The 26953-nt window shown below is 64.2% G+C and carries 21 protein-coding genes; 13 read left to right on the top strand and 8 right to left on the bottom strand.

Features of this window, described 5'->3' with window-relative positions; all coding sequences use genetic code 11:
• The coding region (locus VJV41_RS24410; RefSeq protein ID WP_325338085.1) for an LLM class flavin-dependent oxidoreductase at positions 1–447 on the bottom strand (447 nt) is incomplete at its 3' end.
• A gap of 249 nt (positions 448–696) precedes the next feature.
• Positions 697–2244 (bottom strand): long-chain fatty acid--CoA ligase, encoded by a 1548-nt coding sequence (locus tag VJV41_RS24405; protein ID WP_325338083.1) that lies wholly within the window; start codon positions 2242–2244, stop codon positions 697–699.
• Positions 2245–2504: 260 nt separating this feature from the next.
• Between VJV41_RS24405 and VJV41_RS24400 the strand changes: the two genes are divergently transcribed.
• From VJV41_RS24400 to VJV41_RS24350, 11 genes are all read left to right on the top strand, one after another.
• Complete coding sequence (locus VJV41_RS24400) at positions 2505–2978, top strand: hypothetical protein (RefSeq protein ID WP_325338081.1); 474 nt, start codon at positions 2505–2507, stop codon at positions 2976–2978.
• A gap of 391 nt (positions 2979–3369) precedes the next feature.
• Positions 3370–4083, top strand: a complete 714-nt coding sequence (locus VJV41_RS24395; RefSeq protein WP_325338095.1) for an ABC transporter permease — start codon at positions 3370–3372, stop codon at positions 4081–4083.
• A gap of 97 nt (positions 4084–4180) precedes the next feature.
• A complete protein-coding gene (locus VJV41_RS24390; protein ID WP_325338093.1) occupies positions 4181–4945 on the top strand; it encodes an ABC transporter permease in 765 nt (254 codons plus the stop codon).
• Between the two features lie 3 nt (positions 4946–4948).
• Positions 4949–6385, top strand: a complete 1437-nt coding sequence (locus tag VJV41_RS24385) for an MCE family protein (RefSeq protein WP_325338079.1) — start codon at positions 4949–4951, stop codon at positions 6383–6385.
• Positions 6386–6413: 28 nt separating this feature from the next.
• Complete coding sequence (locus tag VJV41_RS24380; protein WP_325338077.1) at positions 6414–7442, top strand: virulence factor Mce family protein; 1029 nt, start codon at positions 6414–6416, stop codon at positions 7440–7442.
• Complete coding sequence (locus VJV41_RS24375) at positions 7439–8752, top strand: MCE family protein (protein WP_325338075.1); 1314 nt, start codon at positions 7439–7441, stop codon at positions 8750–8752. Before VJV41_RS24380 ends, VJV41_RS24375 begins: the two co-directional genes overlap by 4 nt.
• Positions 8749–10056: an MCE family protein gene (locus tag VJV41_RS24370; protein WP_325338073.1), complete on the top strand. Its 1308-nt coding sequence runs from the start codon at positions 8749–8751 to the stop codon at positions 10054–10056. Before VJV41_RS24375 ends, VJV41_RS24370 begins: the two co-directional genes overlap by 4 nt.
• The gene (locus VJV41_RS24365) at positions 10053–11192 is read left to right on the top strand and encodes a virulence factor Mce family protein (RefSeq protein ID WP_325338071.1); all 1140 of its coding nucleotides are present in this window, start codon (positions 10053–10055) and stop codon (positions 11190–11192) included. Before VJV41_RS24370 ends, VJV41_RS24365 begins: the two co-directional genes overlap by 4 nt.
• 2 nt (positions 11193–11194) lie before the next feature.
• On the top strand, positions 11195–12661 hold the full coding sequence (locus tag VJV41_RS24360; RefSeq protein ID WP_325338069.1) for an MlaD family protein: 1467 nt from the start codon (positions 11195–11197) through the stop codon (positions 12659–12661).
• Between the two features lie 154 nt (positions 12662–12815).
• The gene (locus tag VJV41_RS24355) at positions 12816–14135 is read left to right on the top strand and encodes an oxygenase MpaB family protein (RefSeq protein ID WP_325338067.1); all 1320 of its coding nucleotides are present in this window, start codon (positions 12816–12818) and stop codon (positions 14133–14135) included.
• An 18-nt stretch (positions 14136–14153) separates the two neighbouring features.
• A complete protein-coding gene (locus tag VJV41_RS24350; protein WP_325338065.1) occupies positions 14154–15596 on the top strand; it encodes an aldehyde dehydrogenase in 1443 nt (480 codons plus the stop codon).
• 14 nt (positions 15597–15610) lie between these two features.
• On the opposite strand, the gene VJV41_RS24345 is transcribed toward VJV41_RS24350, so the two are convergent.
• The 5 genes from VJV41_RS24345 to VJV41_RS24325 all read right to left on the bottom strand — a co-directional run bounded on the left by VJV41_RS24345 (position 15611) and on the right by VJV41_RS24325 (position 24411).
• The gene (locus tag VJV41_RS24345; RefSeq protein WP_325338063.1) at positions 15611–18283 is read right to left on the bottom strand and encodes an AAA family ATPase; all 2673 of its coding nucleotides are present in this window, start codon (positions 18281–18283) and stop codon (positions 15611–15613) included.
• A gap of 162 nt (positions 18284–18445) precedes the next feature.
• The gene (locus VJV41_RS24340) at positions 18446–21094 is read right to left on the bottom strand and encodes an AAA family ATPase (protein ID WP_325338061.1); all 2649 of its coding nucleotides are present in this window, start codon (positions 21092–21094) and stop codon (positions 18446–18448) included.
• 141 nt (positions 21095–21235) lie between these two features.
• A complete protein-coding gene (locus tag VJV41_RS24335) occupies positions 21236–22747 on the bottom strand; it encodes a class I adenylate-forming enzyme family protein (RefSeq protein WP_325338059.1) in 1512 nt (503 codons plus the stop codon).
• 7 nt (positions 22748–22754) lie between these two features.
• Entirely contained in the window at positions 22755–23966 is a 1212-nt protein-coding gene (locus VJV41_RS24330) for a lipid-transfer protein (RefSeq protein ID WP_325338057.1), read from the bottom strand.
• A complete protein-coding gene (locus VJV41_RS24325; RefSeq protein ID WP_325338055.1) occupies positions 23959–24411 on the bottom strand; it encodes a Zn-ribbon domain-containing OB-fold protein in 453 nt (150 codons plus the stop codon). Before VJV41_RS24325 ends, VJV41_RS24330 begins: the two co-directional genes overlap by 8 nt.
• Before the next feature lie 49 nt (positions 24412–24460).
• Here VJV41_RS24325 and VJV41_RS24320 point away from each other — a divergent pair, with 49 nt between their 5' ends.
• Entirely contained in the window at positions 24461–25609 is a 1149-nt protein-coding gene (locus tag VJV41_RS24320; protein ID WP_325338053.1) for an acyl-CoA dehydrogenase family protein, read from the top strand.
• A gap of 5 nt (positions 25610–25614) precedes the next feature.
• The gene (locus tag VJV41_RS24315) at positions 25615–26619 is read left to right on the top strand and encodes an acyl-CoA dehydrogenase family protein (RefSeq protein ID WP_325338051.1); all 1005 of its coding nucleotides are present in this window, start codon (positions 25615–25617) and stop codon (positions 26617–26619) included.
• Between the two features lie 17 nt (positions 26620–26636).
• On the opposite strand, the gene VJV41_RS24310 is transcribed toward VJV41_RS24315, so the two are convergent.
• On the bottom strand, positions 26637–26945 hold the full coding sequence (locus tag VJV41_RS24310) for a hypothetical protein (RefSeq protein WP_325338050.1): 309 nt from the start codon (positions 26943–26945) through the stop codon (positions 26637–26639).
• Positions 26946–26953: the final 8 nt, after the last annotated feature.

Below are 26953 nucleotides of genomic sequence, written 5' to 3'. Positions count from 1 at the left end.
GGGGTTGACTCGCAGCGCCTCGGGTTGCCTTAAGCGGATGCGCCTCTCGGCCTTGCCGATGCGGTGAACGACCTCCTCGCCGGCGAGCAAATCGCGCACTTCACAAGCAAAATCGCGCACCCTCCATGCTGCGAGCGCTCCCACGCCCAAACACATTCGGCCCGTGAGACCCGTTCCTGTTCCGACCCACACGCGCCCTGGCGCAATGCTGTTGACAGTCGCCAGCCCGGCCGCCGCAGTCGGCGCGGTGCGCAGACCGGGGATGCTGAGACAGGCTCCGAGCCTCATCGTTTTCGTGGCCTGCGCAGCGAGGCCCATGCAGATGTAGGGATCGGCGGCGAGCATCGGGCTTTCGACAAATCCGGCCACGCTGATGCCGTGCTGCTCGGCGAACGCGACGTCGTCCCAGCAGCCCGGATAGCTCATGACCTCGATCCCGAAGTCCATAGACATTCCTCCACATCGCCGTAGTGTGAGCCCGAACATAAACCCACCCAGTGACGTGCGTCTCTTTTCGGTTCCGCCAGACGGGATCGGACCTCGGACAACGCTGCTGAGCAGATTTCGATCTGCTGATCACGACGGCGGGCCGGCTTCCGTGGGGATCCTCGACCGCGGCATCGACAACGGCCACCCCAGGAAGGTTTGGCGATGATCCTCAGAGTCGGTACTGGTCTTGTTCTCTCTTCAGAGAAGTCATTGCACAGCTCGGTCACCGGCGGGCCAGTACTTGGCGCGCAGATCACGCTTGAGTACCTTCCCTGCTCCCGACAGAGGCAGTCGGTCGACGAACTCTATGCTTCGCGGAGCCTTGTACCCGGCGATGACGGTCTTGCAGTGCTCACGCAGTTCGTCGGCGGCCGGGCTGGCCCCTGCCGCAGGTACGACAACCGCATGCACCCGCTCGCCCCAGCGATCGTCTGGCACTCCGATCACCGCGCAGGCGGCGACCGCGGGATGTTTGGTGAGCGCGTTCTCGACCTCGGCGGAATACACGTTTTCCCCGCCGGAGACAATCATGTCCTTGAGACGGTCGACGATGAACACGTAGCCGCATTCGTCCATGTAGGCACCGTCACCGGTATGCAACCAGCCGCCGCGTAGCGCACGAGCGGTGGCCTCGGGCAGGTTCCAATACCCGATCATCACGTGTCCGCCGCGGACCACGACCTCGCCTGTCACGCCGAGCGGAACCTCGTTGTCACTCTCGTCCACGATTCGAACGTCAGCGTGCGGGGCGGCCCTGCCCGCCGAACGTCGAAGTCGCGGATTTTGGTGGCTGGCGTTATCCAACACCGTGACGACCGGAGACAGTTCGGTCATTCCGTACGCCTGCACCAAATTGACTGCAGGCATTACCTTTTCGACACGGTCGAGGATAGCCTCCGAGATCGGAGATCCGCCGTAGACCAGATGTCGAACACTGGAAAGGTCGGCGTTGCGAGCGGCAGCACTCTCCACCAGCATCTGGATCATTGTCGGCACGAGAAGCAGATCGGTGACTGCGTACCGGCCGATCGCCTCAACGACCGAGGCCGGTTCGAACATGGGCACGATGACATGTGTTCCACCGACACAGTTTCGGGACATCCAGGCGCCGATGTCGGCCAGATGGAACATCGGAGCGGCGTGCAGTGAAACGCCACTCCGGGTGATGGTGTCGCCGTGCGCGGTAAATCCGAGGGCAGACGTCAGTAGGGCGCTGTGGCTGAGCATCACACCCTTCGGCGAGCCGGTTGTGCCGCCCGTGTAGAAGATCCCGGCCAAGTCGTCCCCGCCACGATAAGCATCCTCGACCGGTTCGTGGCTGGCGATGAGTTGCTCGACCGAAAGGACATCGCGCGGAACAGGAGCGTCGCCGCAGTGGAGCACTGCTGTCAGATCGGGACATTCCTTGCGCAATGTCCGTGCCATCTCCGAGAATTCGTCGTCCACAATCAACACCCGCGTCTGGGAATCGATTAGCGAATAGGCGATCTCCGCCGGGCTCCAGCGGGTGTTCACCGGGTTGAGCACGGCGCCGGCCCAAGGTACCGCGAAGAAGTACTCGTGGTAGTGATCCGAGTTCAAGGCCAGCATTGCCACCCGGTCGCCGCGTTGGACACCTATCGCACGCAGTGCTCCGGCAAGTCGCGCCACTCGGTCAGCGCACTGCGCCCAAGAACGCACGCGCCCCTTACAGATGGTCGCAGGGAGCGCCGGTGTCTGCTGCACGGCACGGTGCAGGCCTTGCGTCACACCCATCGGGCTCCCCGTCCGCGTCTGAATTCAATAGGCTGACAACAACGATGACGCCATCACCTCACCCATGTCTCGCGTAGCCACTACGCAATGAGGCTGCCCAAATACGCGATGGGCATGGCAATCGGTACCTCGAGGCAGGGTGAAACTCGGCAACCGAACCTGCCGCACGCATGGTGGTCGGTGCGTGGTCGATAGGAGCGGATCGAGTAGTGACTACGCGAGACGAACCCGAAGTCGAAGTCGTCTACTGAGCTGAACCGATGAGCGCGAGCGACGGAGTACGGATGGCCGCGAACGAGACCGTGCCAACTCGACGACCTGCAGGGGCGGCGGACCGACTTCTCAAGTACGCCGCCTTCGGATACGCGATCGGCATGGCCGTACACGGTAGTGACCATGCGTTGCGTGGGCTCACCGTGGATCACCACCACGCAGTGTGGCCAGGCGGCGTGCAGATCGTGATGGCGATGCTGACAGTGGCGCTTTCGGCGTTGATACTCACTCTGGTGCTCTCTCGTCAACGCCGCGCGCCGATCGCCGCGATCGTGATCGGTTTCGGCAGTGCGGCGATTTTCCTGCTGATCCACATGCTGCCCGCGTGGGGATACAACGACTCCTTTGTGTCAGCCGGAAGCGATGCGCGCATCACGGCCTTTTCGTGGGTTACCGCGGTGGTAGGGATCAGCGCCGCGCTCCTACTCGGCTTTGCCGGGCTTCGCGCGCGACACCGCTAAGAAAGCCTTTCCTCGCCCGCCCAATGGCGGGGCATCCTGCGTTCTGCATGGACTTGCTTGGGAAATCCGCCTGGCCCAGCGAGATTGGGAAAACAGCCCCGACCAGATCCGTATCGACGTCGGCAGTGGGTGCGTGTGGCGTCAATTACAAAAGAGCGTAGCGACTACCCGAGACGCTGCGGTCGCGGTTGCCGTGTACTAACGCGGTGCACCGGAAACCTGTGATGAGCACCTGCCTAAACGGACTTGTGTGCCTTGGATCACGATTCAGCGGGCGCTGCGTAGCCCATCGGGGTCCACGAAGTGACTCGCGGCCGAAGCGGGAGAGTCGGCGGTGATCGCCACCTACGCGGCCACCAAACCCATTCGCGGTGTGGGCGGCTTCTTTGCGATGTCGATGGACACGTTTGTACAGATGTTCCGGCGCCCGTTCGCTTGGCGCGAGTACCTGGAGCAAACCTGGTTTGTCGCGCGGGTCTCGCTGTTACCGGCATTGATGTTGACCATCCCCTACACGGTGCTGTTGGTGTTCACCTTCAACATTCTGCTGATCGAGTTCGGCGCCGCCGATCTCTCCGGCACAGGCGCTGCAATCGGCACTGTCAGCCAGATCGGGCCGATCGTCACCGTCTTGGTGGTCGCCGGCGCCGGGGCCACCGCCATGTGCGCAGACCTTGGTGCGCGGACCATCCGCGACGAAATCGACGCGCTTCGGGTGATGGGCATCAACCCGATCCAGGCTCTAGTCGTCCCCCGCGTGCTGGCTGCCACCACCGTCGCGCTCGCGTTGTCCGCGACTGTCATCATGTTCGGTCTCGCCGGCGGATTCTTCTTCGCCGTCTTCATCCAACATGTCCCGCCGGGTGCTTTCGTGGCCGGGCTGACGGTGCTCACAGGCGGTGCCGACGTCCTGGTTTCCCTGGCCAAGGCCGCGCTGTTCGGACTGACCGCCAGTCTGATCGCTTGTTACAAGGGCATCTCCGTCAGTGGCGGTCCCGCTGCTGTCGGCAACGCAGTGAACGAAACCGTGGTGTTCACCTTCATGGCGCTGTTTGCGATCAACGTCGTCGCGACCGCCGTCGGGGTCAAGGTGACGGTGACGTGAGGGTGGCTTTGTGAGCGTCGTGGTGGGCCAGCGGTATCCGCGCTTCACGCGCTGGGTGGATCGCTGTCGCGGCGGGTGGAACCGGCTCGGAATTCAGATGCAGTTCTATGCGAAGACGCTGGGTTCCATTAGCGATGCCGTCCTCAACTACCGCACCGAACTGATCCGGCTGATCGCGACGATGGGCTTGGGCGCCGGGGCACTCGCAGTGGTCGGCGGCACCGTTGCGATCGTGGGTTTTCTGACCGTGTCGACCGGTGCGCTGGTGGCGGTGCAGGGCTACAACCAGTTCGCGTCGGTCGGTGTGGAGGCGCTGACCGGCTTCGCGTCGGCGTTCTTCAACGTCCGGCTGATCGCGCCGGGCACCACTGCGGTCGCTCTGTCGGCCACCATCGGAGCCGGCGCAACAGCGCAACTAGGGGCGATGCGGATCAATGAGGAGATCGACGCGCTTGAGGTGATCGGTATCCGCAGCATCACTTACCTCGCGTCAACGCGGGTGTTCGCCGGTGTGATCGTGGTGATCCCGTTGTACTGCGTCGCGGTGATCATGTCCTTCCTCGCTTCGCGTTTCGGGACCACCGCAATCTACGGCCAGGGCACGGGTGTCTACGACCACTACTTCAATACGTTCCTGAACACCACTGATCTGATCTGGTCGTTCTTCCAGTCGGTCGCGATCACGGTCGTGATCATGCTGGTCCACACCTACTACGGATTCACCGCCTCGGGCGGGCCCGCCGGGGTCGGTGAAGCGGTCGGCCGAGCGGTACGTACGTCGTTGGTCGTCGCGGCGGTCGTCGTGGCGATGCTCTCGCTTGCCATCTACGGGCAGTCCGGCAACTTCCACCTGGCGGGATAGCTCATGGAAACCAGACCAGGTGAACACCGCATCCGCCCCGCGTGGTGGGCGTTGATACTGCTCGTGGCGGTCGCCGTGTTCTTCTTCGTGACATCGGCGTTCTTCGGTGGCACGTTCAGGTCTTTCGTCCCGGTGACGCTGACGTCGGATCGTGCCGGTCTGGTGATGGAGACCGGCGCAAAGGTCAAGATGAACGGCGTTCAGGTCGGCCGGGTCAGCCAGATCCGCGGTGGCAACCAGACAGTGGGCCTGCAGCTCGAGATCGACCCCGACAAGGTCAAGTACATCCCCGGGAACGTGCAGGCGCAGATCACCGCCACCACAGCGTTCGGCGCAAAGTATGTCGACTTGATCTATCCGGAAAACCCGAGTCCACAGCGGCTGGCCGCCGGCGCGGTGTTGCATTCGCGAAACGTCAGCACCGAGGTCAATACGGTGTTCCAAAATCTGGTCGACGTACTCAAGCTGGTCGACCCCGCGAAGCTGAACGCGGTGCTGACGGCCCTGGCCGACGGGTTTCGCGGACAAGGGGAACGGATGGGTGAGGCCATCACAGATCTCAACCAGGTGCTGCTGGCAGTCAACCCGCGCAGCGAAACCATCCGGGCTGACTGGCGATCGTTCAAGAACCTAAGCGATACCTATAACGTTGCCGCCCAGGACATCCTGACGGTTCTGAGCGCGGCCAGCACCACCAGTACGACGGTCACGAATCACGTGTCAGCCCTAGATTCCTTGCTGCTCAACGTAATTGGTTTCGGCAGAGCGGGAGTCGACCTGCTCGCGCCAAATCAGAAGAACCTGATCGATGCGATCAACATCCTCGAGCCCACGACAGACTTACTGATGAAGTACAGCCCCGAGTACACATGCATGTTGAACGGCGCCAAATGGTTTCTCGACAACGGGGGTTACGACGCCTGGGGCGGAAACGGTCGGACGGCTGTTTTCGACATCGCTCTCCTTCTCGGCAATGACCCATACATGTATCCGGACAATTTGCCTATCGTCGGCGCAAAGGGTGGCCCCGGCGGTAAGGCCGGGTGCGGTTCCCTGCCGGATGCGTCGAAGAACTTCCCGGTGCGCGCACTGGTCACCAACACCGGCTGGGGCACGGGGCTGGACATCCGGCCCAACCCGGGCATCGGTTTCCCCGGTTGGGCCAACTATTTCCCGGTGACCCGCGCGGTGCCCCAAGCGCCGAGCATCCGCAACCTGTTCGGTGGACCGGCGCCCGGGCCGATCCCCCACCCCGGTGCTCCACCCTACGGTGCTGACCTGTACGCCGACGACGGAACGCCGTTGTGGCCGGGCCTGCCGACAGCTCCACCGCGTTCGGATCAGCCTCCGCCCGATCCGAACCACCCGCCCCCGGGTGCCGAACCGTTCGTGCCACCAGCGCCCGCGGTACTGACACCGACACCGTTGCCGCCACCATGACCGCTCAAGCGTCGACAGGAATGAAGCAGTGAGAAAAGGCCTTGTCGCTACTTCGGTACGCGTCGCCGTCTTCCTGACAGTCTGCGCACTTGGGGTTTTCGCGTTGCTGGCGATCTTCGCGCAGTTGCGGTTCGGGGAAGGTAAGGCCTACAAGGCCGAGTTCAGCGACATCAGCGGGCTGAAAAAGGGCGACTTCGTCCGGATCGCGGGCGTGGAAGCCGGTCAGGTGCAAAGCATCTCGATCAATCGCGATGCGACTGCGCAGGTCGAATTCACCACGGACAACTCGGTGATCCTCACTGAGGGCACCACGGCTGCGATCCGCTACGACAACCTCATCGGTGGCCGCTATCTCGAGCTGCAGGAGGGCCCTGGCGCTGTCGAGCCCCTCAAACCCGGCCACACCATTCCGTTGGCCAGAACCCAACCCGCACTGGACCTCGACGCGCTGATCGGCGGGTTCCGCCCGTTGTTCAAGGCCCTTGACCCAGACCAGGTGAACGCGTTGAGCGGCCAGCTCATTCAGGTATTCCAGGGGCAGGGCGCCACGATCGGCTCATTCCTCACCCAGACTGCCGCGCTTACCAGCACACTGGCCGACCGCGACCAGCTGATCGGCCAGGTCATCACCAACCTCAACGCGGTCCTCGGCTCGCTCGGCGATCAGAGCGACCGGTTCGACAAGGCCGTGACGTCGCTCTCAGAGCTGGTGCACGGCTTGGCGGCCCGCAAGACCGACATCACCAACGCGGTGGCCTACGCCGATGCTGCCGCCGGATCGATCGCTGATCTGATGGCGCAGGCCCGGCCACCGTTGCAGAGCGTAATTCACCAAACTGACCGGGCCGCAGGGATCGTCGTGGCCGATCACGACTATGTGGACAAGCTGATCAACACGCTGCCGGACAAATACCAGGCACTAGCAAGGCAGGGGATCTACGGCGATTTCTTCGACTTCTATCTCTGCGATCTGGTGCTGAAGCTCAATGGAAAGGGCGGCCAGCCGGTGTACGCAAAACTCGCCGGGCAGTCAACAGGGCGGTGCGCGCCAAAATGAAATCGTTCTCCGAGCGCAGTCCCATCGTCATCGGTGTCGTCGGCGTGGCGCTGGTAGCAGGGATCACCACGGCCGCACTCAATTACGACAAGCTGCCTGTCTTCAACAATGCCGCGACGTATTCGGCTTACTTCGCCGATACCGGTGGCCTGTATTCGGGCTCCAGCGTGCGAGTCTCCGGCTTCGCGGTGGGAAAGGTCTCCAGCATCGCACTGGATGGCGCGCGCGTGCTGGTGACGTTCACCGTCGACAACAACGTCCACCTTGGCGAGCGGACTGAGGCGGCGATCAAGACCAAGAGCCTCCTCGGAACCAAGATCCTGCAGGTCACGCCTCGGGGTGACGGGGAACTGTCCGAGACGATCCCGCTCGAACGGACGACCTCGCCCTACCAGCTGCCCGACGCCCTCGGAGACCTCGCGACCACGATCAGCGGTCTTGACACCAACCAGTTGTCGGATGCGCTGGCCACGATGTCGCAAACGTTCTCCGACACACCGCCGGATGTAAAGATCGCCGTTGAGGGCGTCGCAAGGTTGGCCGACAGCCTCAACCGGCGAGACACCCAATTGCGAAATCTGTTGGCCAACGCCAAGAAGGCGACAACAGTGCTCGCCAACCGCAGCGACCAGGTGGTCAGCCTGGTTGCCGATACCAACGCCCTTCTGGCCGAATTGCGTAGCCAGAGCGACGCTTTGGATCGGATCTCCGGCAATATCACCGAAGTGTCTCGACAGTTGCGGGGCTTTATCGCAGAGAACCGCCAACAGCTGCGCCCGATGCTCGACAAGTTCAACGGCGCGTTGGCCATCATCAACAACCGTAAGGAGCGTGTGCAGAAGGCGGTGAAACTGCTCAACAACTATGCGATGTCGCTCGGCGAATCAGTGTCCTCCGGGCCGTTTTTCAAGGCGTACGTGGCCAACCTCTTCCCGGGGCAGTTCGTGCAGCCATTCGTCGACGCCGCGTTCTCCGACCTCGGCCTCGACCCTGCCACGTTGGCGCCGTCGCAGCGCACCGATCCCCCGTCGGGCCAGCCCGGAACCCCAGCGCTGCCTGTGCCCTACCCGCGTACCGGCCAGGGCGGCGAACCGCATCTCACACTGCCCGACGCGATAACCGGTAAACCGGGGGATCCGCGGTATCCCTACCGCGAGCCATTGCCGGCCCCTCCGCCCGGTGGTCCACCGCCAGGACCGCCGGCACCACCTCCGCCGGGGATGCAATCGACACCTGAGCCCACGCCCGCGCCGGTCTACCACCCGGCGCCCGGGGAAGTGCCACAAGCCCAGACGGGGGTTGGCCAATGAGCACAGGAAAAGCCAGAGCCGGCCTGGCCGTCACGCTCGTCGTGGTGTTGATCGCAGGGCTGGTCGTTGCCCTGCGCGCCAGCGGTGCGATGAGCAGGACCGTGCTGACGGCGTACTTCGAGAACAGCAATGGCATCTTCGCCGGCGACGACGTGCTCATCCTCGGCGTGCCGGTGGGCAAGGTCGACAAGATCGTGCCGGAGCCCGAACGGGCCAAGATCACCTTTTGGATCGACGCCAAGTACGCGGTGCCCGCCGACGCCAGGGCCGCGATACTGTCACCGCAGCTGGTCACGGGACGAGCCATCCAGCTGACGCCGGCATACACCGGTGGACCGGTGATGAGGGGTGATGCGGTCATCCCACAAGACCGCACGGCGGTGCCGGTGAGTTGGGACGACTTCCGCGTACAGCTCGAAAAGCTCACCCGCACACTGCAGCCGAGCCAACCGGGTGGGGTCAGTGCATTGGGCGCGTTCATCAACACCGCCGCGGATAACCTGCGCGGTCAAGGCGCCAGCATCCGCGACGCCCTGATCAAACTGTCGGCGACCTTCTCCACGCTCGGCGACCACAGCGACGACATCTTCTCCACACTGCGAAATCTGTCGACCCTCGTGTCGGCGCTACACGACAATGCGGATCTGTTGGGACAGCTGAACCGCAACCTGGCCTCGGTGAGCGGCCTGCTGGCCGACGACCCGAACGAGGTCGGGCAGGCGGCCCAGGACCTCTACGCCCTGGCGGGAGACGTGCGAAGCTTCGTCGCTGACAATCGAGAAGCCGTTGGGACCACCTCTGACACACTCGCGTCGATCACCACGGCGCTGGTCGACAGCCTGGACGACATCAAACAGACGCTACACATCGCCCCGACGACGCTCGCAAACTTCAACAACATCTACGAACCGGCCAATGGGTCGCTGACCGGCGCCCTGGCGATCAACAATTTCGCCGATCCGATCAGTTTCATCTGCGGTGCCGTCGAAGCGGCTTCTCGCATGGGCGCCGAGCAGTCGGCGAAGTTGTGTGTGCAATATCTGGCACCGATCATGAAGAACCGCCAGTACAACTTTCCGCCGCTGGGCGAGGACCTGTTCGTCGGGGCGCAGGCCAGACCCAACGAGGTCACCTATAGCGAGGACTGGCTGCGCCCTGATTACGTTCCACCCGCACCGGCCGTCGTTGCACCGCCGCCGGCCGGTGAGCCGCTCGCTGCCGAGGAGCCGGCACCCCCGACCGTCGCGACGGATCCGAACGCGGGCTTGTCCGGACTCATGGTGCCCGCGGGAGGTGGCTCATGATGCGCACCAAGCGGTTTCGTTTCGCGGCGGGCTTGCTGGCGCTGGTCGTCGTCGCCGCCCCATCGGGTTGTGGCTGGCGCGGTCTGAATTCACTGCCGCTGCCCGGTACCGAGGGGGGCGGACCGGGCTCGTTTGAGATACAGGTGCAGCTGCCGAACGCGACCAACCTTCAACCGAACTCGCGGGTCCGGGTCGCCGACGTGACAGTCGGCACCGTCACCAAGATCGAAAGGCAGGGATGGCACGCGTTGTTGACGATGCGTATCAATCCCGATGTCGATCTGCCCGCCAATGCTACGGCCACGATCGGCCAAACCAGTCTGTTGGGCTCGTTGCACGTGGAGCTTGCGCCGCCGAAAGATATTGCGCCGCAGGGAAAGCTAGGCGACGGTTCACTCATTCCACTGTCGAGCTCGGCCGCTTACCCGACCACCGAGCAGACGCTGGCGGCGATATCGATGGTCCTCAACGGTGGCGGAATCGGTCAGCTGCAGGACATCACCAAAGCGCTGAGCACGGCGTTCCGCGGCCGCGAACAAGACCTACGTAGCCTTATCGGTGAGCTGGACAAGTTCATCTCCCACACCAATGAGCAGACGGACGACATCATCGCGGCGACCGACAGCCTGAACAATCTGGTCGCAAAGTTCGCCGACAAGAAACCCGTCGTCGACAACGCGCTGCGCACGATCCCCGACGCACTCGCCGTGCTCAAGGACCAACGCGACAACATCGCCGAAGCCCTCGATCAGGTGGGCAAGTTCAGCGCCCTGGCCGCCGACTCGACGAGGCAGACCAAGGAAGCTTTGGTGAAGGAACTGAAAGCCGTTGGGCCCGTGCTGGAGTCGCTTGCCAACGCCGGACCGAACCTAACGCGATCGCTCAGCTTGCTTGCGACCTTTCCGTTTCCCAACGAAACGCTGGAGAACTGGATGCGCGGCGACTACGCGAACATGACCGCCGTCGTCGACCTCACGCTGAGCCGCATCGACGCAGGCATATTCACCGGCACCCGGTGGGAGGGAGATCTCACCGAGCTCGAGATGCAGTGGGGTCGCACCATCGGCCAGTTCCCCAGCCCGTATACCGCGGGCAATCCACTCACCGTTCCTTACCGCTGGGACCAAGGGCCTTAACAATGCATCTGCACAGGCGCAATAAGATTCAGCTGGCCATCTTCACGGTGATCGCACTTGTTTTCGGTGCCGTCATGGTCTTCGGCTATATGAACTTGCCGGCCAAGATGTTTGACGTCGGTCGGTACTCCGTGAAGCTGGAGCTGGCGCAAGCCGGTGGCCTCTACCCCACCGGAAACGTGACTTACCGCGGCACCGAGGTAGGACGGGTCGAGTCGGTGAATCTCAGGGATGGCGGCGGCGTGGAGGCCGTGTTGTCGCTGCGATCCGGTGTCGACATCCCGTCCGATCTGCGGGCCGAGGTGCACAGCCAGTCGGCGATCGGCGAACAGTACGTCGAGCTACTGCCGCGCGACGGCACATCTGCCCCGTTGAAGAGCGGCGACGTGATCCCGCAGAAAAACACGTTCGTGCCACCAGATATCAACAGCTTGCTCGGGGCGGTAAACACCGGTCTGCAGGCCATCCCCCACGACAATCTCAAGACCGCCATCGATGAGGCGTACACCGCGGTCGGCGGGCTGGGTCCCGAAATATCTCGGGTGGTCCGGGGATCCACCGCATTGGCGATCGACGCGCGCAAATCCCTCGACCCACTGACGAGCCTGATCGACCAGTGGCAGCCGGTCGTCGACTCGCAAACCCAGACGTCAGATTCGATCCAGGCGTGGGCATCACACCTGGCGACCGTCACCACCCAGCTGCAGACCGAGGACAAATCCGTCGCCGGGCTCCTTGAGGAGGGCGGGCCGGCCGCCGCCGAGACGCGCCAGCTGTTCGAACGTCTGGCGCCGACCCTGCCGATCGTGCTGGCCAACCTGGTGAGCCTCGGCCAGGTCGCGGTCACCTATCAACCGAACCTCGAGCAGGTACTCGTTCTGCTACCGCAGGGAGTATCTCAGCTTCAGGCGATCGTCCTCGCCAACCTGAACACCAAACAGGACTACAAGGGCACGTACCTGAGCTTCAACACCAACATCAACCTTCCGCCGCCGTGCACTACCGGATTCCTGCCGGCCCAGCAGCGGCGCGTCCCGGCGTTCGAGGACTATCCCGATCGTCCCGCGGGTGACCTGTATTGCCGCACACCGCAGGATTCTGTGTTCAACGTGCGCGGCGCCCGCAATCTGCCGTGTGAGACCGTTCCGGGTAAGCGGGCACCATCGGTGAAGCTTTGTGAGGGCGACGAGCCATACGTGCCGCTCAACGACGGTTACGCATGGAAGGGCGACCCGAACGCAACGCTGTCCGGACAGGACATACCGCAGCTGCCGCCGGGCTCGCCCCCGCCCGTCGGAGCCGCACCGCCGGCGCCGGCGCCGACGCCGGTGGCCGTCGCAGAGTACGACCCGGCCACGGGCACTTATGTCGGACCTGACGGGCATGCGTACACGCAAGCCGATCTCGCGCACACGGCGCCAATCGAAAAGACCTGGCAGACCATGCTGGTACCCCCTGCGGGAAGCTGACCACGTCTGAAGCCGTTGCGGCATGCCACTGTCCGGCCGACGCGTGTGGTGTGACAGGCGAGAAAGCGTAGTTACTACGCGAGACCAAGTACTTGTGACGAGCGTCTACTGAATGAACCGATGTGACGAGAACGACTTGGAGAGAAAGCCTCTGATGGAACACGTAACAGGTGCAAGCCTCGCGCAACGCTGGCCGACGCCCGCTGACACCCCGTCCGATTTGGTCGCGGCCGAGAATCTTGGTCGCGTCGTCGACCTCGACCTCGCGAAGCAACGGTTCGATCCGCAGTTGGTGCAGACGGTAGTAAACCACATGACGCTGGGTGACGAACTCGGTTATGCGGCCTGGAATGCGCTGCGACCTCTGAAGACCCGCGGTCGCCAGATGCTCAACCAGGCGCTCGACCAAGGCATATCTTCTGTCGCAGACGCGCCCGCTGAGCTGGTCGAATTCTTCGAACAGGTTGACGCCGTTCCCAATTGGGTCGACTGGGATCAGCTCAGGCGCGGCTCTGTCGCCATCTGGCGCGCCGGGCGCTTCGTTCCGATCTGTCTGGCGTACTCCTCGATCGGCTACGGGTTCAGCAGTTACGGTGGCACCAAAGCGCTCAACTTCACCCGCCTGCTCATCGAAGAGGAACGGGCCGGCGACCGACTGTCCGAGACGCTGCGGTGGGTCGCCGCGGTGACCACCCCGGACGGAATGCACCGCTACGGAGACGGATTCAAGTACTCGGTTCGCGTCCGGCTCGTTCACTGTGCCGTCCGTTTCGGCGTCTCGAGATCACCGAAATGGCAGTGGAACGAGTGGGGACTTCCCATCACCAACACCGACCTCTTCTTCACCACGAGCAAGGTCTTCTGTGCGAACCTCGTCAGCGCTCTCGAACGGCTCGGCATCCGCTACACCGACCGCGAGAAGGAAGACATCTTTGCGCTGTGGCGCTACATCGCTTACGTCATGGGTGTTCCCGATGAGCTGAACCACATCGATGTGAAGGACTCGCTCTACAAGAACGACATCGTCCACGCTGTCGAACGCGCCCCCGACGAGGCCTGCCGGATCCTGCTGCACTCGCTCATCGGCTACTCCACCACACACACCGATGGGTACCAGCCCTTTCCAGTGTGGCTGCTGGGAGCCATGACGCGGCGGCAGAGGCTCGTGATGAGCTATGGGCTACTTCGGCATCTCACCAACGACGAATTCTGCGAGAGCATGCACATTCCGGATACCAAGTTCAAGCACGTCGTCAAGATGGCTTCTGGTCTCATCACTGTGAAGGAATTGGTAACACGTCGGCTGGGGCGCGACGACGCGGCTGCGGCGGCCGCGACGCTCAGCGATGTCAAGGCCGCCCTGGCCATCGACGACGACGAGAAGGCCATCGCCTCCACCGACGAGGTTCGCGAGGCCATCCAAAAGCACGAAGCCGATCTCGAGACCACGTTGCATCGACCGGTGAAGCTCTAAGGCCGGGAACGCAACGCAATGACGGACCTCTACGAACAGCTCTACATCGGCGGTGAGTGGCGCAATTCCACAAGTGGCGACGCGATCACCGTCGTGTCACCGATCGACGAGGCACCAATCGCGAAAGTGACACTTGCCGCGCTAGCGGACGTGGATGCTGCTGTCTCGGCCGCGCGCGAGGCTCTGCACGCGCCGGAGTGGGCCGGCCTCGGGAACGACGAGCGCGCCGATCTGCTTGATCGGTTCGCTGACGAACTCGACAAGAACTCGGCTGACCGAGCTGCATTGACAACGGTCCAGAATGGGATGCCGATCGGCATCGCGAACTGGGCCGAGGGCGAGGGCGTGGTCAATCTCCTGCGGTACTACACATCCTTGATTCGTACGGTGCCGCTCGAGGAAAAGCGATCAAGGTACGACGGGATGGGCACCACCATCGTCCGGCGAGAGCCGGTCGGTGTCGTTGGGGCGATCGTGCCGTGGAACTTCCCCCAGGTACTCACCATGTTCAAGGTTGCCCCGGCCCTGGCCGCCGGGTGCACCGTGGTGCTCAAACCCTCCCCGGAGACGATGCTTGACGCGTTCGAGCTGGCGGCAGCGGCTGACCGCGCCGGCCTGCCGCCAGGTGTACTCAATATCGTCACTGGAGGCCCGGACATCGGAACATTCCTGGTCTCGCATCCCGGCGTGGACAAGGTGTGCTTCACAGGGTCGACGCCGACTGGGCGCAAGATCGGTGAGATCTGCGGCAGGCTCCTCCGCCCGGTGACACTGGAACTTGGCGGCAAGTCCGCGGCCATCGTTCTTGACGACGCAGACCTGCCCTCCGTGGTGCAGGGACTGGCAACGAGTTCACTGCTCAACAATGGCCAGACGTGTTTTCTCTCCACTCGTATCCTCGTCCCGCACGCGCGTCATGATGAGGTCGTCGACGCCGTGGCTGCTCTGGCTTCCGGACTCACCGTCGGCGACCCGCTCGATCCCGAGACGCACGTCGGCCCGTTGGTAAGCAGGCGACAACGCGAACGCGTGGAAAACTACATTCAGCTCGGCAAGGAAAGCGGCGCCACACTCGCCGCCGGAGGTGGTCGCCCCGACCGCGACAAAGGATGGTTCGTGCAACCAACCGTGTTCGGCGGAGTCAGCAACGAAGCGCGAATCGCCCAGGAGGAGATCTTCGGACCGGTTCTGGCGGTGATCCCCTACCGCGACGTGGACGATGCCGTGTCGATTGCCAATGACTCCGAATACGGGCTTGGCGGCACGATCTGGACGTCCGATGTGGAGAAGGGATTGGACATCGCTCGCCGGATCGAGTCGGGCACCGTCGGCGTCAACTTCTACAACCTCGACTACGGCGCACCCTTCGGCGGTATCAAGTCCAGCGGTCTCGGGCGTGAACTCGGGCCGGAGGGACTGGCGTCGTTCTTCACATTGAAGTCCATGTTCTTGGCGAACTAGCAAGCACCCGAACGTTAGTGTTCGGCTTTACGCATCTTGTTGAGTGCTTCTGCCAACTCGCGCCGGCTGCCGACACCTAACCTCGTGTAGGCCCGCTGAAGCCGGCCTTCCACTGTGCGTACCGAGAGGTGCAGTTCCTGGGCGATCTCCTTGTTCGAGCGACCAGCAGCAGCGAGCAGCGCCGTGTCACGCTCAGCGGGGCTCAGCAGCGCTGGAGCGTCGATCCTCGACAGTGCGGGTGTCGATGCGCCTTCACATCGTTCCGCGAGCATTCGCGCGTCCTGCTCGGCGGCCGTGACACTACGACGATCACCGGACTTTCGCAGGGCCACGGCCGCGTCCGCGGCCGCTTCTGCCGCTAACAGGTTGGCGTCCATCGCGGCGAAGGCGCGGGCCACGTCGCTGAGTTCATCCGCGGCATTGCGTGCAAGCGCGCGCGTGTGCGCGGCCCTGGCCTGTACCAAATCACCTTCGATGCGGTCCGCCTCGCGACTGAGTTCCGCCTGTACTTCTCGGGCGTGGCCGAGCCGCGCCAAACCGTGCAATGAGGCTGCGCGCCCGACGAAGTCGCCGATATCCTCCGCGACCGCAGCTGCTTCCTCGAGGAACTGTCGAGCTTTGGGCAAGTCGCCGGCCGCGACCGCGGTCCATGCTCGGGCCTGAATGGGATCGACGCCCATGAAGTAGTCGGATACTTCTAGCGCGTCGAGCGTCCGAAGGGCTTCACTCGCTTCCTCTGCTTGTCCGCTTAACGCGAGTGCTGTCGCGAGGTACGTCAGAGCAAAGGCCATGAACTGCGGCCGGCCGAGTTCGCGGAACAAGGCGACGGCTTCACGGGCATGCTGCGCAGCAGAAGCCACATTCCCCTGCTCGGCCACGACGCTGGCATAGTGCCATGCGAACCAGGCCTGGGCCTCGGCCGAATGTTCGGTCAGCGCCCGCTGGTACTGCTCGGTGGCCAGTTCGTGCGCGTCCTGAAACCGACCACTCCATCCGAGTACCTGACATCTGAAGAACAGATGCGTCCACGGATACCAGTCCAGTGGCTCCTCGACCCTGAGGTGGGCCGAGTAGCCGCGGACTGTGGCGTCTAGACCGGCTTCGATTCGGCCGAGGCGGCCGAAGGTGAACGCGGCCACCTGTGCGGCCCACACCAGTGCTTTTCCGTCTGCACGCCGCAGCAGCGGAGATGCGACGTCCGCTCCTGCTCTGGGGCCGTTGACCGAGAAGACCAGAGCCGACCGCCTTGCCTGAATCTGATCTCGCCAGCCTGGATCCTTGAGTGAGGATTCCGCTTCCTCTGCAACCTTGATTCCCTCGGTGCTGCGTCCTCGATAGAACGCCAGGTTGTCGATACGAGCGATCGCCACGGCTCCGCGCTTTGCGTCGTCATCAGCCTGTTCCGCCAGTGCGGCAAATTCGCGCTCCGCGTCGTCACTCCGGCCCTGCAGGCTTGCCAGCTGCGCGGCCAGCAGATCCGCTTGGAAGCCTGCGCCGCTCGCCTGCGCGACGCGAACCAGCCGCTCGGCAAGTGCGAAGTCGTAGTGCCAGCGCGCTACGGCGGCGGCTGCCAGCATTTGCTCCGGTGGACCTCCCCCGCCCTCGAGGCGCCAGACAGCAACCCGAAGCAAATCCTCTGGACGGAGCGCCTCTGCCTGTTCGAGGGCATCGGCCAGCGAACGGGCCAGGGCCCGGCGCCGCAAAGCTGGGGTCTGGTTTCGCACCACTTCGCCGTAGATCGGGTGCGCGAACCTGATCGCCAAGTGCTGCCCTTCAGTGTGGCTCACCAGCAACTTCTTGCGTTCAAGCTCTTCTGCGACCGACGGGTCACCCAATGCCGTCAGCTCGTTCACGCCGAGGGGTTCGCCAACCGCCACGAGCTCCAGCATCGCAAGTTCGTCGCCGGTCAAAGCGCCGAGCCGAGCGCTGACCAATTCCGAGAGGCGGTCTGAGACGGCCAGCGAGCCGCTGAGTCGCCAGATGCCCCCGTCGTTGCGGAGTGTTGCGCTGTCCAGCGCGCCAATCACCAGCTCGCGCAGAAACAAGAGATTCCCGCGGGACCGCTCGACGAGTTCGGCGACGGCACCGGGATCCAGTGGACCAGACAATACGGCGGTCAGGAGTTCGCCCACCCCATGAGCACTCAGCCCTGAGACGTCGCACCGTTCGGCCAGGTTGTTCTTCCACAAAGCCATCACGGGATCGGATGCGGCTTCCCCAGTTCGCACCGTTGCCACCACGGAGGCAGCTGTCGTGGCCGCCAGCTGGTGCACCAGTGTGGCGGAGGCATCGTCAAGGAGATGCGCATCATCGACGAACAGAACCAGACGCCGAGGAGCTGCCGTTTCGACCAACGTTGCGGCGGTGCGCCGCAACAGGTCTGCCTTCGCATCGACACGACCGGACAGCTCGCGATCGACAGGGGGTAGCAACGACGCCAGCGCGCCGAAGGGAATGCTTGCCGAGGCGCTCGTCCCGTTCACCCGTACGACGAACAAACCGGCACGCTTGCACCGCTCACACAACTCCGCGGCAAGCCGCGTCTTACCCACCCCCGCCGGGCCGGCGAGAACAAGAGAGCCGCGATCGTGAACCACGCGACCCACAAACTCGCGAAGTTCGGCCTCCCGCCCGACAAGCGGCCAATCCACGCCCACGCCGGCGACCGTGACCGATTTGCCATCCATGCGCACTTGGCCCGACTACTTGTCGGCCGAAACCGGATCACGAAGCATGACGTCAACCCTATAGAACGCCCCCATCGATGCCTCGTTCTTAGCCCCGGCAATCGTCAACGTCAGCAACGAAACAGATCGCTGTCGAAGAAATCGTCGGACCGGTGTCGGCGGTCATCCCCCACCGTTGCTTTCGAGCGCCGCCGACAACTCGCGCCGGCTGCCCACACCGAGCCGGGCGTAGGCGCGTTGCAACCTGCCCTCGACCGTCCGAACCGAGAGATGCAGTTCGCGCGCGATGTCTTTGTTTGAACGGCCGGCCGCAGCGAGCAGCGCTGCGTCACGTTCTGCAGGACTCAGGGAAACCGGAGAAGTAACCCTCGTCAGGGCCGGCGTAACGGCACCCTCACAACGCTCGGCCAACACCTGAGCACGTCGTTCGGCGGCGGTGATGCGACGATGATCGCGCGACTTGCGCAATGCGACCGCGGCATCGGCGGCAGACTCTGCGGCCAACAGATTTGCACCCATGGTTTCGAACGCGTCCGCGACGTCGCTGAGCCGGCTAGCGTCGTCACGCACCAGCGCTCCTACGTGGGCGACTCGGACCCTGACCAAGTCACCCTCCATCTGGTCTGCCACACGGCTGATGTCGGTGTGCACTTCGCGCGCATGGCCGAGCCGCGCCAAGCCGTGTAAAGCCGTAACGTGTCCAACGACGTCGCCGATCTCGTTTGCGATCGAGGCAGCTTCCCGGAAAAGCCTTCGCGCCCTTGGCAAATCACCGAGCGCCACCGCGGCCCAGGCCCTGGCCTGATGAGGATCGACTCCCATGCAGACGTCGGACATGCCCAATTCATCAAGTCTCCGAAGCGCCGACGTCGCCCCCTGTCCGTGTCCACTCAACGCCAGTGCCAGTGCCAGATAGGTCAAGGCAAAGGCCATGAACTGCGGCCGACCGAGGTCTCGAAACAGGGCGACCGCCTCTCGGCCATGTCGTGCCGACGAACCAACATCCCCTTGTTCGCCAACCATGCTGGCCTGCTGCCACGCGAACCACGCCTGAGCTTCCCCCGAGTGCTCGGTCAGCGCTCTCTCATACTGTGCAGAGGCGAGGGTCGCAGCGTCGTGAAACTGACCGCCCCATGCCAGCAGCTGGCAGCGAAAGAACTGGTGCGTCCACGGGTACCAGTCCAACGGCTTTTCGACCATGAGGTGGGCTGCATGACCTCGGGAGGTGGCCTCCAGGCCGTCAGCGATCCTGCCCAGCCGTCCCAGCGAGAACGCGGCGACTTGCGCCGCCCAAACCAATGCTTCCCCCTTCGCCTCCTGCAGGAGCGGCGCTGCCACCTGCGCGGCAGCCCGAGGACCGTTCGTGGATAACACCAAGGCCGACCGTCGAGCCTTGATCTGATCGCGCCAGCCCCGATCAGTCAGGGCCGCTTCAGCTTCTTGGGCCACCATGATGCCTTCGTCGGTGCGCCCCAGATAGAACGCGAGATTGTCGATTCGGCTGATCGCGACGGCCCCACGCAGAGCGTCAACATCGGCCACCTCGGCCAACGAAGCAAACTCGCTCTCCGCGACTTCGCCCCGACCCTGAAGACTTGCAAGCTGAGCGGCCAGTAGGTCAGCGTCAGGACCGGCGCCGGTCGCCTGCGCGATGCGCACGAGTCGCTCAGCCAGGGAAAAGTCGTAGCGCCAGCGGGCCTCCGCGGCCGCAGTCAACATTTGCTCTGCTGTGCCGCCCCCGCCCTCGAGTCGCCACACCGCGACGCGCAGCAAGTCGATGCGGCGGGTTGACTCCGCCTGTTCCACCGCGACAGCCAGCGACCGTGCGAGCGCCCGGCGTCGCAGTGCGGGAGTCTGGTTTCGAATCACCTCGCTGTAGATCGGATGGGCGAATCTGATCGCCAAGTCTTGCCCTTCAGCTTTGCTCACGAGCAGCTGCTTGCGCTCAAGCCCTTCCGCCACTGCTGCATCGCCCAAGGCCGTCAGCTCGTTGACCCCGAGGGGTTCGCCCACCGCCACAAGCTCTAGCAAGGCCAGTTCGTCTGAGGTCAACGCGCCGAGGCGGGAACTGACGAGTTCGATCAGACGATCTGAGACAGCCAGCTGGCCGCGAAGCCGCCAGATGCCCCCATCGTTGCGGAGCGTACCGCTGTCCAGCGCGCCAATCACCAACTCGCGCAGGAACAATACGTTGCCATCAGATCGCGTGAGCAGGTCGCCGACGACAGTCGGATCCACTGGGCCGGACAGCACCGTCGAAAGCAATTCACCGACGCCGTGAGCGGTGAGCCCAGCGACATCGTGGCGTACCGCCACGTTGTCCTTCCACAGACCGGTGATGGGCGGTGGCGACGCCTCGCCCGTGCGGAACGTGGCCACCACGGAGGCCGCTGTGGTGGTCGCCATCTGGTAGGCCAAAGTGGCTGAGGCACCGTCAAGTACGTGCGCATCGTCGATGACCAGAACCAGCCGGCGCGGAGCCGCTTCCTCCACCAAGGTCGCCGCCGTGCGACGCAATAGGTCCGCTCTGGCATCCACCCGGCCGATGAGTTCGCGGTCGAGGGGAGGCAAGAGCGGAGCAAAAGCGCCGAAAGGAATGTCTGCAGACGAACTCGTGCCGGTGACGGTCACGGCTGCCAACCCGGCCCGTACACACCTGTCGCACAGCTCGGCGGCGAGCCGCGTCTTTCCAACGCCCGCCGGACCCGCCAAGACCAACGACCCATTCGCGTGAACTACCCGGTGGGCGAATTCCCGAAGTTCCGGCTCACGTCCGACAAGCGGCCAATCAACCCAGGGGTTCGCAACCATCAGCGAACTTCCTGGCCATCACGGTGCAGGATGCGTGCTGACAACCTGGCGTCGCCATTCAAAGGACTCCCCTCACTGGCTCGGGCGGATGGTAGGGCCAACGCGGAAACCGTTCTCCGGCTACGTGATTGGCAACAGCGCCTAGGCCATAGAAGCCCCCTTCGCACCACTCAGTTGTTGACGCAGAACGCGGCGCAGCAGCTTTCCCGTCTCGTTGTAGGGCAAGGCGTCTCGAAACTCGACAATGTTGGGAGTGCGTGAGGAGCGGAGTCGGGCACGCACCCAACCCTGCAGCTCCTCGGCAGTTGCGACCGCTCCAGCCTTGAGGACCACCGCAGCGGCGACGGACTCCCCCCATTCGTCGTCAGGAACGCCGACCACCCCCGCCTCGGCGACGGCAGGATGCGCGGCCAACACGTCCTCGACCTCACCTGGTGACAGGTTCTCTGCACCGCGAACGATGACGTCGTCGAGGCGGCCCTCGACGAACAGGAAACCACCCTCGTCGAGCCATCCAGCATCTCTTGTGGCGAACCACCCGTCGGCTCCGAGAGGGCTCCGCCCGAGGTATTCGCCCGAAACCTGCTCACCCCGTACGTAGATCTCACCTCGCTGCCCAGGGGTAAGCGATGTGCCGTCTGGGCCTCGGATCTCGACCTCGACGGCGGGCACAGGACGGCCCACGGAGCCAAGCCGGGCCCTTACCCGCCGGTTCTCGCTCTCGGCGGCGGTTCGATGATCCTGCGGGCCAAGGGTTGCGATCGTCGACGCCGTCTCGGTGAGGCCATAGGCATTCACAAACCCCACCGCCGGCAGGAGTTCCAACGCGCGCTCGATCACGGTGATCGGCATCCGGCCACCCCCGTAGGCCAGGTGGGCCAGGGCGGGAAGCTTTTCGCCACGCGCCTCCAGCACGTCGAGGATCCGACCGAGCATCGTGGGAACGACCATCGCATTCGTGACAGCCTCGTCGCGAGCGACGTCGACCCAACGCTGCGCCTCGAATTGCCGTAGGTACACCACCCGCCGCCCGCTGTACACCGACGTCAGGACCGCCGCCATCCCCGCCACGTGATATGGCGGGACGCTCACCAATGCGGCTTCATCCTCACCGGCACCCATGCACTCCACCGTGGAGATCACGTAGGACGCAAGATGGCGGTGCCGGAGGACAGCTGCCTTCGGTTGTCCAGTTGTACCGCTGGTGTAGAGCAGGACCGCGATCGCGTCGGGGTCGACAAGTACGGGCTCGACAGGGTGCGCCGCCGACATCCGAATCTCAAATTCCGACCGGGTGAAGACGGTGAGCCCCTCGACCCCGGATACGCGGTCGGCGACCACGACGTCGTCTACCACCACCACGGCCGGCGCCGTCCGGGCGAGCAGCGACCTCAGGAGGTCATCGGCCAGCCGGTAATTGACGGGTACAAACGGCACGCCGGCCAGCCCGCTTCCGAAAATCAATGCGGGCAATAGCGCCGAGTTCTGGCCCACAAAAACGAGTCGATCGCCGTCGGCATCACGCACGACAGACGCCACTCTGCGGGATTGGTCAAGCAGAGCTCCGTAGGTCACCCCGCCAGAGCGGGAACCAATCGCGATTCGGTCGCGCATTCCTTCTGCCGCCATCTCCAGCAACATTGCGAGGTTCATCGGCCGGTCACCGAAGAACGATCATTGCGGAGCCATGGCCAAACAGCCCTTGGTTGGCCGCGATGCCGACTGTCGCGCCCTCGCGCTGCCGGCCGAGAGCCTCGCCCCGAAGCTGCCACACGAGTTCGCAGAGCTGTGCGAGCGCCTGCGCGGGTACCGCTTCGCCGAAGCTGGCCAGCCCCCCCGACGGGTTGACGGTCGCGGCATCGCCGCCCAGGCTCGTCGCGCCACGCCGGATGAGCTGCTCGGCTTCGCCCTCCGGGCACAGGCCGAGGTTCTCGTACCAGTCCAACTCCAAGGCAGTGGACAGATCGTAAACTTCGGCGACATCAACGTCTTTCGGCGCGATGCCGGCCTGTTCGTAAGCGGTGTGGGCGATCGAGTCGCGGAACGAACGGGGCGGCGGCGGGACCACCGCGGTGGAATGGGTGGCGATGTCGGGTAGCCCCAAACCGGTATCAGGAAAGGTCGGTGTCACCGTGGATACCGCTGCCAGCCGGACCATCGCCCGACCGCTGGCGTGCGGACTCACCGACTGGCGGGTTGCGAAGTCGGCCGAGCACAAGACGGCGGCGGCGGCGCCGTCGGAGGTGGCGCAGATGTCGAGCAGGCGCAGCGGCGATGCCACCAACGGAGACGCCAGCACTTCGTCCTCCGTCACCGCCTTGCGATACCGCGCCCGGGGATTCTGCAGGCCATGGCGGGCGTTCTTCACTTTCACCTTGGCGAAGTCGCGCTGGGTCGCGCCGTAGCAATGCATACGCCGCCGGGCGTACAAGCCGAAGTAGGCCGGGTTGGTGGCGCCAAGGAGGCGGAACCGCAGCCAATCGAGATCATCAGGCCGTTCCCCTGGATTGGGAGCAAGGAAACCTTTCGGCGTGGTGTCCGCTCCGACGACCAGAACGACATCGGCCAGGCCGGCCATGATCTGCGCTCGGCCATAGGCGATCGCCAGTGCGCCCGACGCGCACGCCCCGTACACCGTCGCGACCTGCGCTCCGTTGAAACCCAACGCCGCCGCCATGGTTGACCCGGCTACGTAGCCGGGATAACCGTTGCGCACGGTCTCACCGCCGACAATCATGTCGACGTCGGTCCACGACAGGCCGGCATCGTCAAGCGCCTCTCGGGCCGCGGCAACCCCGTAATCAACAAATGAGCGCCCCCATTTGCCCCAGGCAGTCATCCCAACGCCCAGAACGACGGCGTTCTCAGGCATCGGCGGGTTCCTCCTCCATAGGCCTCCACCGCCACATCAGATGAACCGCGTCGTCGGTCTCGAACAACGGCTCGACAACGAGCTCGACGGGCTGACCGACGTACAAGTCGTCGACCGTGCATCCGTCGACCAATTGACCGAGCACGATCAGTTGATCCTCATCGAGCAACACCGCCGCAAGGGCGAACGGCCGGTAGGTATCGGTCGGGCTGACATATGGCGATGGCGGTTGATATTGAGCGTCGGTGTAAGACCAGACTCGCCCCCTGCGGGCTAACGGAGCGGCGTGCAGATTCTCCGCACTGCATCCAGGATTTGGGCACGTCGGGCGCGGCGGGAAAGCTACGACGCCGCACGCCGAGCACCGGGAACCGATCAGGTGGGGGGACTCGCCCGTCGTAAACCATCCGGCGACGGCCGCCACGGTGTCCTTCGTCGCGTGCACGGGATCACTGTAGGCATCAATGTATCCTGGATGCAAGATCGGAGGCCTGATGGACATATCCCCCACACCGGCTCAAGAGGAATTCCGCGCTGAGGTGCGGCGCTGGCTGACCACCAACAAGCCGAGCGTCCCCATGCCGTCGGGCGACACGATCGCCGGGGTCGGCGCGCATCTCGAGTGGGAACGCAAACTCTTCGACGGGGGCTGGGCAGTAGTGTCATGGCCCCGCGAATACGGCGGCCGAGACGCAAACCTGTGGGAATGGCTGATCTTCGAAGATGAGTACTTCCGAGCCGGCCTTCCGCAACGCGCATCCCAGAACGGCATCTTTCTGCTCGCCCCGAGCCTGTTCGAGTTCGGCACTCAGGAGCAGAAAGATCGCATTCTCCCCCGGATGGCTTCCGTCCAGGACCTATGGTGTCAAGGCTGGTCCGAGCCCAACAGCGGAAGCGATTTGGCCTCACTCACCAGCCGGGCCAGTCGCGACGACGCCGGCGGCGGCTGGCGGCTCAACGGGCAGAAAACCTGGACAACCCGTGGCGCAGTCTGCACCCACCTGTTCGGCCTCTTCCGCACCGACCCGGCGGCCGAGCGCCATCGTGGGCTCACCTACATGCTCGTCGACCTACGCCAACCCGGCGTGACCGTCAGGCCGGTGCGCAAACTCGACGGCGACGAAGGTTTCGCCGAGGTGTTCTTCGACGACGTGTTCGTCCCCGACCGCGACGTGCTGGGCGAAGTGAACAACGGATGGTCGGTGGCGATGGCAACTACGGGGTCGGAGCGCGGCCTCACGCTTCGCAGCCCCGGACGGTTCAACGCCGTGACGACAAAGCTGGTGTCCTTGTATCGGGAGCGGGTCGCAGAGGGCCAGCCACTCGACCCCAACCTGCGGGGCGAGGTCGCGGACGGCTGGATGGCCGCGCGCGCCTATGAACTCACGACGTGGATGACCGTCACCCGCTTGAGCCGAGGGGACAAGATGGGATTGGAGGCCAGTCTCAACAAAGTGTTCTGGTCAGAGATGGATATCCGTCTGCACGAGACGGCTCTGCGACTCCTCGGTGACGAGGCAGAGTTCGAGAGCCCCTGGATGTCGGGCTATCAGTTCGCCTTGGCCGGCCCAATCTACGCGGGTACCAACGAGATCCAGCGCAACATCATCGCTGAGCGCCTGCTCGGCCTACCGCGGAGTTAGCGATCATGGACTTTGCCTTCACCGACCACCAATTCGCCTTCCGCGATGCCGCTCGGGAACTTCTCGTCAAGGCGGCGGGGCTCAAAGAGCTACGTGATGCGCGCGATGCCGATCACAGCCTCGATCCGTCGCTTTGGTCACAGCTTGCCGACATGGGCGTTCTTGGCCTGCTCGCCCCGGAGGCCAACGGGGGGCTCGGTCTCCAAGAAGTGGACTTGGTCCTCATTCTGGAAGAGTCCGGCCGCATGGCCGTGGCCGAACCGCTGGTCGAGCATGCCGCCGTGGCTGTGCCGACGCTCGCCGCTTCTGACGCCAAAACCTCAGGCTCAGTGACCAATTGGCTGGACGAAGCAGCTTCCGGGGCGATCGTCGCCACCGCGGCGACCTCGGACCGGACGGCTATCGTCCATGGAGATGAGGCCGATCTCATCCTGGTAGAGGTCCGCGGCGCGGTGTGTGCGGTCCTGCGGACCGACATCACCGAAGCTCGTCCGCGCCGTTCTGTCGACCCCTCCCGGCGGATGGCTCAGCTCGCGTGGTGCCGAGCCACACCCTTACCCGGTGTCGATCCTGTGCTCTTCCGCGCCCGCGGCGCTGCTGCGACCGCCGCTGTCCTTTGCGGATTGGCCGCACGGATGATCGAGATGACTGCCGACTACGTGACGCAACGCCGGCAGTTTTCAGTGCCGGTCGGGTCGTTCCAAGCGGTGAAACACCAACTCTCCAACGCCCTCATCGCATTGGAGCACGCCCGGCCGGCGGTGTACTACGCCGCGTGGTCCATCGCCACCGAACAGCCGACGCTCGCCAGGGACGCCTCGTTCGCCAAGGTGTACGCAAACGAGGCGGCAGGCCTGGCCGCCAGGGTTGCGCTCCAAGGTCACGGCGCGATCGGCTACACCTACGAGCACGACCTTCACACCTGGCTCAAGCGCGTCTGGTCTCTTCAGCGAGCCTGGGGCGACACCGGCCACCATCGGCAAAACGTCGCCGCCGCCCTCCTCGGCTGAGGCATGCGCTCCCGTCATCAGTCCGACGACGGGAGCGGTTTGGCCTCCTTGACGACCAGCGCCGCGCCATTGACATACAGAGCACCGTTCCCAGGCTTGGTGACGAGCAACTCAAGCCCAAGGTCGTTGTCGACATACCGTTTGCCGAGCAGCGTCGGACCTTCGTGGCCAGGCTCCACTGCCGGGTTGCCCTCGACGTCGGCTTCGAGGGCGACCAAAGCATGCCCACCGCACGACACTTCGACTTCTTCGACCGGTGCTCTGACCACGATGACCTGGGTGTCATCGGCCGGACCCTTCAGTCGCGTCCCAACCTTCAGCTGCATTGCTTCCC

It is taken from the genome of Mycobacterium sp. (assembly GCF_035274705.1).
GTDB lineage: Bacteria > Actinomycetota > Actinomycetes > Mycobacteriales > Mycobacteriaceae > Mycobacterium.
Note: the sequence above shows the minus strand (reverse complement) of the source record. Positions and strands in the feature narration are given on the sequence as shown.

Coding starts and splice junctions, on each gene's coding strand:
- VJV41_RS24355 (WP_325338067.1), top strand. CDS start 12,816: ATGGAACACGTAACAGGTGCAAGCCTCGCGCAACGCTGGCCGACGCCC.
- VJV41_RS24335 (WP_325338059.1), bottom strand. CDS start 22,747: ATGAACCTCGCAATGTTGCTGGAGATGGCGGCAGAAGGAATGCGCGAC.
- VJV41_RS24405 (WP_325338083.1), bottom strand. CDS start 2,244: ATGGGTGTGACGCAAGGCCTGCACCGTGCCGTGCAGCAGACACCGGCG.
- VJV41_RS24375 (WP_325338075.1), top strand. CDS start 7,439: ATGAAATCGTTCTCCGAGCGCAGTCCCATCGTCATCGGTGTCGTCGGC.
- VJV41_RS24360 (WP_325338069.1), top strand. CDS start 11,195: ATGCATCTGCACAGGCGCAATAAGATTCAGCTGGCCATCTTCACGGTG.
- VJV41_RS24400 (WP_325338081.1), top strand. CDS start 2,505: ATGAGCGCGAGCGACGGAGTACGGATGGCCGCGAACGAGACCGTGCCA.
- VJV41_RS24365 (WP_325338071.1), top strand. CDS start 10,053: ATGATGCGCACCAAGCGGTTTCGTTTCGCGGCGGGCTTGCTGGCGCTG.
- VJV41_RS24395 (WP_325338095.1), top strand. CDS start 3,370: ATGTCGATGGACACGTTTGTACAGATGTTCCGGCGCCCGTTCGCTTGG.
- VJV41_RS24370 (WP_325338073.1), top strand. CDS start 8,749: ATGAGCACAGGAAAAGCCAGAGCCGGCCTGGCCGTCACGCTCGTCGTG.
- VJV41_RS24315 (WP_325338051.1), top strand. CDS start 25,615: ATGGACTTTGCCTTCACCGACCACCAATTCGCCTTCCGCGATGCCGCT.
- VJV41_RS24345 (WP_325338063.1), bottom strand. CDS start 18,283: ATGGATGGCAAATCGGTCACGGTCGCCGGCGTGGGCGTGGATTGGCCG.
- VJV41_RS24350 (WP_325338065.1), top strand. CDS start 14,154: ATGACGGACCTCTACGAACAGCTCTACATCGGCGGTGAGTGGCGCAAT.
- VJV41_RS24310 (WP_325338050.1), bottom strand. CDS start 26,945: ATGCAGCTGAAGGTTGGGACGCGACTGAAGGGTCCGGCCGATGACACC.
- VJV41_RS24320 (WP_325338053.1), top strand. CDS start 24,461: ATGGACATATCCCCCACACCGGCTCAAGAGGAATTCCGCGCTGAGGTG.
- VJV41_RS24385 (WP_325338079.1), top strand. CDS start 4,949: ATGGAAACCAGACCAGGTGAACACCGCATCCGCCCCGCGTGGTGGGCG.
- VJV41_RS24330 (WP_325338057.1), bottom strand. CDS start 23,966: ATGCCTGAGAACGCCGTCGTTCTGGGCGTTGGGATGACTGCCTGGGGC.
- VJV41_RS24390 (WP_325338093.1), top strand. CDS start 4,181: ATGCAGTTCTATGCGAAGACGCTGGGTTCCATTAGCGATGCCGTCCTC.
- VJV41_RS24340 (WP_325338061.1), bottom strand. CDS start 21,094: ATGGTTGCGAACCCCTGGGTTGATTGGCCGCTTGTCGGACGTGAGCCG.